The 11,262-nt window shown below is 35.3% G+C and carries 11 protein-coding genes; 1 reads left to right on the plus strand and 10 read right to left on the minus strand.

The window, feature by feature from the left end; translation table 11 throughout:
• Nucleotides 1–35: 35 nt before the first annotated feature.
• The 9 genes from yhaM to BN999_RS05490 form a co-directional block, all read right to left on the minus strand.
• Nucleotides 36–980: a 3'-5' exoribonuclease YhaM gene (gene yhaM, locus BN999_RS05450; RefSeq protein ID WP_096270363.1), complete on the minus strand. Its 945-nt coding sequence runs from the start codon at nucleotides 978–980 to the stop codon at nucleotides 36–38.
• A gap of 168 nt (nucleotides 981–1,148) precedes the next feature.
• Nucleotides 1,149–1,694 (minus strand): GbsR/MarR family transcriptional regulator, encoded by a 546-nt coding sequence (locus tag BN999_RS05455; RefSeq protein WP_096270364.1) that lies wholly within the window; start codon nucleotides 1,692–1,694, stop codon nucleotides 1,149–1,151.
• 133 nt (nucleotides 1,695–1,827) lie between these two features.
• The gene (locus BN999_RS05460) at nucleotides 1,828–4,800 is read right to left on the minus strand and encodes an ATP-binding protein (RefSeq protein ID WP_096270365.1); all 2,973 of its coding nucleotides are present in this window, start codon (nucleotides 4,798–4,800) and stop codon (nucleotides 1,828–1,830) included.
• Nucleotides 4,801–4,809: 9 nt separating this feature from the next.
• Entirely contained in the window at nucleotides 4,810–6,033 is a 1,224-nt protein-coding gene (locus BN999_RS05465; RefSeq protein ID WP_096270366.1) for a metallophosphoesterase family protein, read from the minus strand.
• A 133-nt stretch (nucleotides 6,034–6,166) separates the two neighbouring features.
• On the minus strand, nucleotides 6,167–6,541 hold the full coding sequence (locus BN999_RS05470; protein WP_096270367.1) for a hypothetical protein: 375 nt from the start codon (nucleotides 6,539–6,541) through the stop codon (nucleotides 6,167–6,169).
• A 50-nt stretch (nucleotides 6,542–6,591) separates the two neighbouring features.
• On the minus strand, nucleotides 6,592–7,833 hold the full coding sequence (locus tag BN999_RS05475; RefSeq protein WP_096270368.1) for an ABC transporter permease: 1,242 nt from the start codon (nucleotides 7,831–7,833) through the stop codon (nucleotides 6,592–6,594).
• Nucleotides 7,826–8,725, minus strand: a complete 900-nt coding sequence (locus BN999_RS05480) for an ABC transporter ATP-binding protein (protein ID WP_096270369.1) — start codon at nucleotides 8,723–8,725, stop codon at nucleotides 7,826–7,828. Before BN999_RS05480 ends, BN999_RS05475 begins: the two co-directional genes overlap by 8 nt.
• Nucleotides 8,726–8,739: 14 nt before the next feature.
• Nucleotides 8,740–9,057, minus strand: a complete 318-nt coding sequence (locus tag BN999_RS05485; protein ID WP_096270370.1) for a DUF3796 domain-containing protein — start codon at nucleotides 9,055–9,057, stop codon at nucleotides 8,740–8,742.
• A gap of 56 nt (nucleotides 9,058–9,113) precedes the next feature.
• Nucleotides 9,114–9,323 (minus strand): helix-turn-helix transcriptional regulator, encoded by a 210-nt coding sequence (locus tag BN999_RS05490; RefSeq protein ID WP_096270371.1) that lies wholly within the window; start codon nucleotides 9,321–9,323, stop codon nucleotides 9,114–9,116.
• Nucleotides 9,324–9,495: 172 nt separating this feature from the next.
• On the opposite strand from BN999_RS05490, the gene BN999_RS05495 reads away from it, so the two are divergent.
• The gene (locus BN999_RS05495) at nucleotides 9,496–9,681 is read left to right on the plus strand and encodes a YhzD family protein (RefSeq protein ID WP_096270372.1); all 186 of its coding nucleotides are present in this window, start codon (nucleotides 9,496–9,498) and stop codon (nucleotides 9,679–9,681) included.
• A 605-nt stretch (nucleotides 9,682–10,286) separates the two neighbouring features.
• Here the strand turns inward: BN999_RS05495 and BN999_RS05500 are convergent.
• Complete coding sequence (locus BN999_RS05500) at nucleotides 10,287–11,060, minus strand: enoyl-CoA hydratase-related protein (protein WP_096270373.1); 774 nt, start codon at nucleotides 11,058–11,060, stop codon at nucleotides 10,287–10,289.
• Nucleotides 11,061–11,262: the final 202 nt, after the last annotated feature.

The raw sequence follows: 11,262 nt of genomic DNA on the forward strand, positions 1-11,262 counted from the left end.
ATGTACAAGGATTAGAAACATTACAGTAAATTTTACTACTGTTCGAATGTAGGTTTGTAGAATGCACGGTTGTCCATTGCAAATATTCGCTCTGTAAATTCTCCGGGTTTCACTTTATCAAGAGAACGATTTAACATATTCATTTTTGCATCGATCAAATCAATAAAATGTAATAACTCCGCTTCCCTCACTAGTGGTGGTGTTGGGCTCCCCCATTCTGCCTTTCCATGGTGGCTTAACACTAAATGCTGCAGAATTAATACTTCTTCACCTTCAAGCTTTAATTCCCTTGCCATATGTCCAATTTCTTCAACCATAATTGGGATATGTCCTAGTAATTTTCCTTCTAATGTATATGAAGTTGATATCACACCAGATAACTCTTTTAGTTTTCCAATGTCATGAAGTATAATTCCCGCATATAATAAATCTTTATTAACTTGAGGGTACAATTGACAAAGTTCACGAGCAATTTTTAACATGCTTACAATATGATGTGCAAGGCCGGAAACATACTCATGATGATTTCTAGTTGCAGCTGGATACAACAGTAATGGTTCTTGATATTTCTTCATAATCGCTCTCACCAGTCGTTGTATCGTAGGGTTCTTCATTTCAAAGATTGCTTCTGTTAATTTCTCCATTAACTCTTCCCGTTCAACTGGAGCTTTCTCAATAAGATCTGACACATGTACACCATCTGTTGGTTGTGCTAAACGAATAGAACTAATTTTCATTTGTGCTTTACCACGAAACTGATTGATTTCTCCAGTTATACGGATAATTTGTTCTTGTATAAATGTTGTCTCATCTTCCCCTGTAATATCCCAAAGTTTTGCTTCAATCTCTCCTGTAGCATCTCGTAATATTAACGTTAAAAATGGCTTCCCACTACTAGTCGTTCCTTTAATTGATTCTTTAATGAGTACAAAACCCTCGAATTGATCTCCTATCTGATAATTCCCAATGCCTCTTTTCATAAACTATTCCTCCCCTTTAATAGAAATAAGATTGACATGTTCTTAGAAAGATAAGCATTTGCTCTTCTTAAGCAAATGGATAAGTTTCTCTCTTTTGCAGGTAACACTAACACAAGTAAACATTCCTATCTGCAAAAAGGTGACCAGTCAATCTCAAACTCTATATTCTTATTTATTTTTTGGTATATATTCGAATATTTTCCCCGTTTCAATAACGTGAATAAATTTCATCAACCAATCATAATAGTTTTTCGCATATTCCAACCTGTCTATATCACGCTCAATTCGCTCTTTTAACGCTTCATCTTCTGTAGTTGATAAGATCTTCTCTAATTCTTCCATTGCCTCATCCGCTTCTTCGATGTTTGACTCTGTTAGTCTCCTCCACCGTCCTCCGAACAAAGATGTAAAGGACTTATACCAATCCTCTTCGGACGTATAAAGGTCTTTACGTATCCCTTTTCTAAATGTGGATTCAACCATCTTCATATCAGAAAGCGTTCTTACTCCAGTAGACATACTCGTCTTGCTCATTTCAAGTGCGTCTCGCATATCATCTAGCGTCATTGGTTCGTCGGCGAAATAAAGTACACCATATAGTCTACCAATTGATGATGTAACACCATATAAATTCATATTTTTAGCAATGGTTTGGATAAACTTTTCAATGGTTTCATCGTGTTTTTCCCAGTCTCTGCTTTTCTTATCTTCCATTAAAGGATGCCTCCCATTAGCTAGATGTACAAATCCTAAAAGATGCATATATTCGAAATATCACTTTAAGTATTTTCGTACAATCCAGTTCACTACTGAAAAATTTCTTTTCCATTTACCATTTAATTTACCACTAATTTTCCACTAATGGTAGTCTATTTGTCAACTGGAGTATGTTTTTGTCGTGAATTTCTGAAATTACCTCACGCTTACAAGTAAAAAGAAGAATTTGGTGTCGACTAGCAATCTCTTTTAAAATAGAAATCATCCGCTTCTTTCGGATATCATCAAAATGCACAAATGCATCATCAATCATAAATGGTAAGTGCATGGAGTCACTCATTATTTCACTAATGGCTAGTCGAAGCGATACATACAATTGATTGATGGTTCCTTGTGATAGTTCCTGAACTGTAAAGCGAAGTTGATCGACTCGTTCAACAGAGAAAGGTTTGCTATCGTCTGGTGGACTAACATGAGTATATAAACCATCTGTTAACTGTTCAAAGAAATAATTCGTTCTCACGATCACTTTTGAGAGGTATTTATCACGGTAGTTCTCCTTGGTCCCCGCAAGTAATTCCTTGGCTGTTTTATAAACTGCCCATTGCTTTGAAAGCTTTATGAATTTTTCTTTTTCCAATTGAAATCTATGTAATGTTTTAGAATAGGTTTCAGATGATTCTAGTTTTTGATACTCTACGATAATATTCGCAAGCTGTTGTCGATTTACTTCTTGTTCTTCTTCCAACCCATGTATTTTTATTTCTAATTCATTGATTTCAAGTTCTATAGTTCTTTTCTTTGGAGAATTTGTGACCAAGTTCTCCCACTCTTCCTTAGAAAATATACTAGAATAATAGCTTGAAATCTTATCAGAAGCCTTACATAAATCGTTCCGTTCCCTAAGTTCTTTATTCCTCTGGTAAAATTCTTCTTCGTTCTGAGCATTAGCAAAATCAAACAAAGTATTTATTTCTTGTTCTATTGTTTCACAACTCATATTCAATTCTTCAATTTGATTCGCGTTATCATCCAGCATTTTTGAAGTTTGAACTATTTGTTTTTCCCGGTCGTGGTACGTATTAATTTCATAGTCAATAAAATCTATCTTACTTAATAACGACTTTGCATTTATTTCAAAGCCATGGTCTTGCAAAAACTTATCCACTTTTAGTTGATAATACGATAATGATTCTGTAAGTTCTTTCTCTTTCATTCTTAGTTCATCCAAAATCTTAACGACTTGCAGCAAATCCTTTAATGTACAATACAACTCTGGCCAGTATACCACTTCTACACGTTCTAAGAATGGGTAATTCGCAATATGATCCGAAATAGTTTCACTTAATCTGGTATCACGTTCCTCTAATAATAATTTCTGATCAAGAAGTTTTCTCAGATGGATAGAAGATTCTTTTAACTTCTCTTCTAAGAATTCTAATTCTCGATAATTCTGTTGGTCTAGATGGAGAAGGCTTTCTGCTCTCTGAACTTCATCCTGAGTTACAGAAGAAATCTTATTTGGAATAGTAGATTCTTTCATCAGTATGTCTAATTGTTTAATCGATTTCTTCCCTAGTAACCACTGCACAATTCCTAGTACAATACTAATCCCCGCTAAATTAAACAGAAATGGCATATCGGCTAAAAGGGCGATTAAACCGAATATCAGTCCAATGATGATACTTACACCTAGCCATAATCCAATATTTTTCATTGTTTTCATCTGGATATTGGACCAGTTTTTATGTTTCTGTTCATTTTCTTGTTGAAGTGCATCAAGTAATTTATTTTCTTTATGGGTATTAATAATTTCTTCTAGTTCATTTCTCAACTCATTTGATAATAATGATTTTTCCAGATTTTTGTATTCATTTTCAATCCGTTCATATGCTGATTCTTGGAGATGAATGTTTTCCTTATTCATTTCCTGTTCACGTATAACGGCTTCTATATCCCTCTTAATATCTTCCCATTGTTTTTCCAAATGAAAAGGGAGATATAAATCCTCCATGATTTGTTCATCTAAACTAATATTTAATACCATTAGTTCCGATTTCAGGTCTTTATTCCGTTCTTCTATCTGTTTCTGAATACGTAGTAGTTCCCGTTCATTCTCCTGATAGTTCATATACTGGGAGTATATTGAGCTAGCTTCCTCTATTGGAAATTGTTGATTTTCATTCTCTAAGTTCTCTTTTTCTTCCATAAGCTTTAACTTATTATTCAGCCTAACCTTCAGATCGCTCTTTAATGGTAAAAGCTTCCCTTTTAAGGTTTCATAACGTTCCATTCCACCTTCTGGAAATGAAATAACTTCAGGATAATCTTTAAGCATAGTTTGGTATTGAATATACGCTTCCACGTCTGGTAAAGCTTGAATCATTTTTTCTAATTGATACTTTCTTTCTTTTTTGTGCCTAATCGTTTTAGTATTTTCTTCAATCGTTGCTTGTAATTCTAAGATAGCATTCTTTTTCACTCGATAACTGGCCTCTTCCTCCTTAAGCTCATTCAATTCCTGTTGCAGTACTTCTAGTTTTGCAAGTTGCTGATTTATGATAGGATTTTTCCCGTTTGGTTTGAAATATTCCCCAAGCTTTTGTTCGAGTCTTCTTTCTATCGAATGAATTCGAGCAGAACCAGTTAAGCCAATTCCTAATAACACTTCACTTAATTCTTCCTCTTTTACATCTTGTAATTTACTTAAGTCAAGAGCGGAAAAAGAGAAAATAGAACGGTATGTTTTTTCATCAACGCCAGAAAGTCTTAAGCTTAGCCAAGATTCCCCATGCTCTTCTCCATCTGGGGTATAACATATTGCGGCTCCATTTCGAGAATCCCCTAGTCTTTCGATGGTATATTCACCTATACTCTCATCCAAAATTGTTAAACGTCCACCCATTTTACTACTCGTTTTAGGTTGATAAAATTTTCGTTGTTTTGGTGGCATTCCAAATAACATAAATAATAGAAACCGTTGAATAGTTGTTTTACCTGACTCATTCTCCCCGTATAAAGCAATCAAAGATTGATTTGAAAAGTCCAATTCATAATCAACCCATTTTCCAAATCCATAGATAGTAGCGCGAAGTAGTTTCATATTCTCACCTCATTCCTTTAATAGTTCGTGTACGATTAACTGATGTGCTTCTTGCTTTATTTGTTCTTCCTCTTCAATCGAAAGGGAATCATGATAAACTCTTGCTTGTTTATGGTGAAATAAATCACTAACATGTTCTTGTATAGGAAACTCCTCCACATTATCTAGTAACTCTTTGATAAAATGTTCCCCCATTAAAGTACTATCCTCTAATGTCCGAGTCTCTTGAATGGAGGTTCTAAAAATGTGTATCCAGTTATTCTGAGTTTGGAATCTCTCATTAATAATTTCAATGATGTCTTCAAGTAGGTGATCACTTTTCCATGCGATAATATTGGTTTTCTTACTTTGCAGCGTAACATCTAATAATTGAGGAACCATTGGATTTAGATTTCTAATTTCTTCAGTAATAGCTTGTTCCACTTGATGGATTGTTTCACAGTTTGAAATATTTACTGTCATTTGGTTGTATTCAATTGCTTGTAAGGCAATAAACTCAACAGAGTGATTACCCTCTGACAATTCCACATAATAGCAACCTTTTTCTCCAGTTTCTTTCCGATTTCTTCCTTGTGTATTGCCAGGATAGATAATAAATGGATGTTCTTTTAGTATTTCACGTTTATGTATATGGCCTAAAGCCCAATAGTCGAAATCCTTATTGATTAACTCCGTCAATTGAAAAGGTGCATATGTATCGTGCTCAGTATTACTTTCTAAGCTCCCATGAAGCGTTCCAATGTGAAAAGGGATATCTCTATCAATTTTCTTATATTCATATACTTTTTTCGAAGTCACAGCACGGTTTTCATAACTGAAACCATAAATTGCTGCTAGCGGGGTATCCTCTTTATTAAAAATAAGGGAATGAACTTGTTCATCATTAAATATATGAACATTTTCGGGATAGGTAATTGGGTATATATTGCCCTTTATATAATCATGGTTACCATATGATAGGTAGACTTCTATATGATGTCGTTGCAGCTCTTCAAAAGCATTTCGTAAACTAATTTGTGCTTTTAAGCTTTGTTTTTCATTATCGAATAAATCTCCTACAAGCAGTACAAAGTCTACTTCTTTCCTGATGGCTGTTTTCACAAGATTATCAAGAGCTTTAAATGTACTTTTTCTTACTTCTTGAAAAAGTGTATCATTTATATCTGATAAGCCTTTAAATGGGCTGTCTAAGTGTAGGTCTGCTGCATGAATAAAGGATATCTTCTTTTCCAATATAACCCCTCCTCTTTGATACTTATTTTACCAGAAATAAAACACGAATGCACGTTCGCTGCTAATTGTTTTAACTTTTCTTACTGCAATTTAAAAAACCGCTTCTATAAAAGCGGTTTTTAAATCATTCCTATCATAGTTTCTTAGCCAAAATAATCCAAGATGTCCAGATTGCTATAATTGTAATCGATATTAATGTTCGTAAAATATTCAATGTACTTATATTGACCGTGGTGAATTGAATCAAAGCTAACAAAACAACAAGAACCGATATAACGATGAAAATGGAAAAATACATACCTTTTTGTCTAATTAATTTTGTTCGTTCATCGTTATCCTTAAAGTGAGGATAAAGATAGAATAATGCAAATGCCATATATACTAGCGATCCCCAATTTAATAATTCTATAAAGGATACACTGTTAGTATTAAATGAAAGTACTAGTCTGGTTGTAAATATGAATGACAAAAGGATACCAACTATTAAGTAGTTTCGTTGTGATGCCATTTTTTACACCCTCTTTCCTTAAATACTTTTCATGGTGGTCCTATGCAAACCTACTCCTTTTTAGTAAGTTGGATAGCCTTTTTAATATCTTTAAAAGAATTTGATTTTCCATATAATAAGACAGCGCCTTTATAGACTTTCGCCCCGATAATGGCAAGTAAAATGATAGTTCCAATTAGTATTCCGACAGAGAGTAACACTTCCCATATTGGGACCTCAACTAGCCCAACTCGAAGGAACATGATGAGTGGTGCAAAGAACGGAATATAGGATGTAATGATTACTATTTGCGACTCTGGTGCATTCATCCCAAATATGGAGATAAAAAATCCTATCATAATCAGTAGAACAATTGGTGTAACAATTTGGTTTGCTTCTTCTACTCGACTGACCAGAGACCCTAACATCGCCGCTAATGTAGCATATAGGAAGAACCCTAATAAGAAGAATAAGATTGCATATAGAATGATTGATATGGATGCATTGTGTAATCCAAATGATTCGATTAACCCACCAATTTCATCTGTTTTAGATTGAAGCATGATAAGACCAACCAAAACAAATATACCGATCTGCGTCAATCCTAGTAAGGCGATTCCTATTATTTTTGCGAACATATGAGTAATTGGAGAAACACTGGAAACGATAATCTCCATCACTCTAGATGACTTTTCTGTTGCTACATCAGTCGCAATAAGTGAACCATACATAATCACAAATGTATACAGTAAAATCAACATCATATATACAATACCTTGAGCTTGATTAAATTCTTCCTCTGTCTTTACATTTTCAGATAGGGAAACTTTCTGTAAAGTTATTGGTGTTAGAATCTCAGCAATCTCTCCTTGGTCAATTCCTAATTGAGAAGTTGCAAGGGTTATTTTTAGTTGTTGTAATTGCTGTTGAATGGTTGTTTGTAGCCCGGAATCCGCAATGTTCTCTGCATAGAATGTAACCTCTGGTAATCCTTTATCATTTAAGTCAATGGTAACTAACGCTGCATAGTCCCCATCCACTACTAACGATTGACCTTTCTCTAAAGACCCTGTATAGACTTCCATTTCCACATCCTGATTAGTTGGTTGTTCTACTAAATACTCTGATAGTTCTCCGGATTCATCCATAACCGCGACTTTTTGCTCTTCATCACCTGTAAACACACCAATGATAGATTCAAAGTTTACCATAATCATCAGGAAGGCAAGTATTAGAAAAGTACTGATGAAGAATACCTTAGTTTTTAACTTTGATAGATATGTTTGGGTCACAATAATCCAGAACTTATTCATAACTTGCACCTACTTTCTCAATGAATATATCATTTAATGAAGGTTCTTCTAGTTCAAACTTACGAACAAATCCTTTTCCCTGTAATTCTTGAAAGATCTCTTGGGAGACATCTTCACTTGTAATTTGCAATATAGCCCCATTCCGTGTCTGTTTATGCTTTACAACTCCACGGTAATTAGCTAGAAAGTCTAACGGAAATTCAGCATGTATTATTAAGTTTTTCTTTCCAAATGAGCGTTTAATATCACGCAAGGAACCTTGAACAACCGGATTACCTTTTTGCAGAATACACAGATGCTCACATAATTCCTCAACATGCTCCATTCGGTGGGAAGAAAACACAATAGATGTACCGGCATTCTTCAAATCGATAACCGCTTCTTTTAGCATCTCTACATTAATTGGGTCTAACCCTGAAAATGGTTCATCTAAAATTAAAAGTTTTGGTTTATGGATTATGGCTGAAATGAATTGGATTTTTTGTTGGTTTCCCTTGGACAGTTCCTCCACTTTTTTGTCCACATATTCCGGAACTTTAAAGCGTTCTAGCCACTTTTCTAATTCGTTTACTGCGTCTTTCTTCCCCATTCCCCTTAAACGGGCTAAATAGATAATCTGTTCCTGCACCTTTAACTTCGGATAAAGACCTCGTTCTTCTGGCAAATAACCGATAATACTACTTGTTTGATAATCAATTTTTTCACCATTCCAAGTAATCTCTCCTGCTGATTTCTCCAATAACCCTAGTATCATTCTGAAGGTTGTTGTCTTACCTGCACCATTTCCCCCTAAAAAGCCGAACATTTCGTTATTCGGTATTTCTAGTGACAGGTTATTTACTGCAACATTCTTCCCAAATCTCTTAGTTACGTTCTTCAATTGTAATGTCATATCGAAACTCCTTTCTATTCTTTGCGATTATAGTAAGCTATTGAAAATCCAAAAATTGTGCAGTGCAACATATATAGGATTGTTAAAAAGAAAAATGTAAATGAGATTCCATCAAATATGATAACAATAGGCCATGCAATAAGCATAACTACTAACATAATGTCCCAAGTGCGACCTTTTGCACGATTATTCACCTGATAATATCGTTCATCATAACGATGGTTTTTCTTCCCAACTCTCCTCTGCACGAAAAAGATTGTTAGCATAAATAAGTAGTTTGCAATTAAGATTAGAACTACCCATGGAACTTCTAGAAATTCTTCACTAAACATTATATTCCCCCACTACCTGTAAATTTTGTTACCTAAATCGATTACTGTTTGTTTAGTCACTTAATATTTTCATCCCCCTCAAAGATAAAAAGATCCTCAATACTACATTCAAATATTTGTGCAAGTTTATGTGCGAGTACTAGTGATGGCTTATATTTACCTTTTTCCAACGAAATGATGGTTTGCCGTGATACTTGCAAAGCTTGAGATAATTCTTCTTGTGTCATACTTTTCTCAGTTCGTTTTTCACGTATTAATGTTTTCATATTATCTCCTACTTTTTTGTAAAGTTAACTTTACGTAAAGCTTACTATACATTTATCCTCCATGTCAAGGGCGCTTTACATATTTTTTAATTTTATTTGGAGAAGGATTTTATCTGATTGGAGTCGAATATAAAACAATAAGTCATTAAAATTACTTCTGGAGGTTCTTTATATGAAGACATATGTTTTAACTGTATTTGAAAAAACTGGGGAAAAATTATTGGATGAATCATTCCAAGCAGAAAATGATCAAGAGGCTAAAAAGCTTGGAGAAGAACGTTTATCTAAAGAAGGGTATCTAGAACATACACATCGTTGTGTATCGCCTGAGGCTAAGTTGGTTCTATTCCATCGATAATATATAGGAAATCTCCGTAATATGAGTAAGGCTGTCTTTAGGTTGAGTTCTAAAGACAGCCTTTTTAATATTATTTGTTTAATCTAACAAGTAGTTGATAGGAACTAAGCGGTAAATAAGCATTTTGGATAGCGCAACATACCCGCTTCGGAAATTCACTCCGCTTTCCGCGGGCGGCTGGTGAGCCTCCTCGTGCTATCGCACTGCGGGGTCTCACCGATGCCTATCCTCCCGCAGGAGTCTCCGTGTATTTCCTACGCTAGTAATGATTGAAAATTAAAAGCACTTAAAAACAACATAAAAATTATTAGCTATCTTAAATTAGAATACTTAAACTAGCGCAGGCAGAATACGGAGACTCCTCGAAAATAAAGAACAATTTTCTTCGTGCGATGATTACGCTGACGAAGCATTCCTTGTCCTACGGGAATAGCACGTGTCCGAAGACCCCGCAGAGGTGGTTTTTCCTCGAGGAGGCTGAGGCCGGGCCCGCGGAAAGCGGAGTATTCTGCCGGAGCGGTGTCGTACATCTATACCCAATACTAATTCTATTGTAGGAACCCGTTTACCGCACACTTTCTATCAATAGTTTTTTATAGAATGGATTACTTCCCTTTAAAACTAGGCTTTCTTTTTTCTAGAAATGCACGAACTCCTTCCTGATGATCATCAGAAGATCTTAGTTCCCATTGATTTTGCTTCTCTTTTTCAAGATAATAATTTAATCGCTCCAATTGTTCCTCATGATAGGTCATTTTAGTTTTTAACATGGCAACTAATGGTGAGGCTAGTAGCATTTGCCCTAGCTTTTCTGCTTCATGGACTACATCTCCATCTGTCAACACATCTGCTAATCCCATCCCCTTAGCTTCTTCACCTTTAACCTGTCTTGGATTTCCCCAGATAAATTGTTTTGCTTTTTGAATACCAAGACGTTGTTCGGCCCAAAAATGCCCGCCACCATCCGGTGCAAGACCCACACCAATAAATAGCATCCCGAATTTCGCTTCCTGGTGTGCCACCACATAATCCGCTGTAAGTGCTAAGCTTAGTCCGAGTCCTGCTGCTGATCCTTGTACAGCTGAAATTACAATCTTTGGCATCATATAAAGTTTAGAAACTATACCAGCTATGGAATCCATTACATTATCAAAAAACTCTCTATTTCCAAAGTCCTTCATCATGGCGATATCGCCACCAGCGCAAAATGCATTGCCTTCACCTGATAAGACAACAACACGGTCCTCGTTTTGGTTAACTGTATCAACAACCTTTAATAATTCTTCTAACATCTCTTTGTTAAGAGCATTATAGCGATCAGGACGATTCAGGCATATGTAAGATATACCATCTTTACTCTCATAATTTACAAAATTCAACTTAAGTCCCCCTTACTAATATCAATATTCAACATATTCTATAAGAAAGCGCTTAATTCCTTCTTTAATATAAAAAAAGAGGCTGGGACATAACTAAAAGTATAAGTTGAGAACCTGAACGAAACACCACATCAGCTCCGGAAATATACGGAGACTCCTACGGGAGGATAGGCATCGGTGAGACCCCGGAAGAGCTTTAGCT

The sequence above is a fragment of the Paucisalibacillus globulus genome (assembly GCF_900184735.1).
Taxonomy (GTDB): Bacteria; Bacillota; Bacilli; order Bacillales; family Amphibacillaceae; genus Ornithinibacillus; species Ornithinibacillus globulus_B.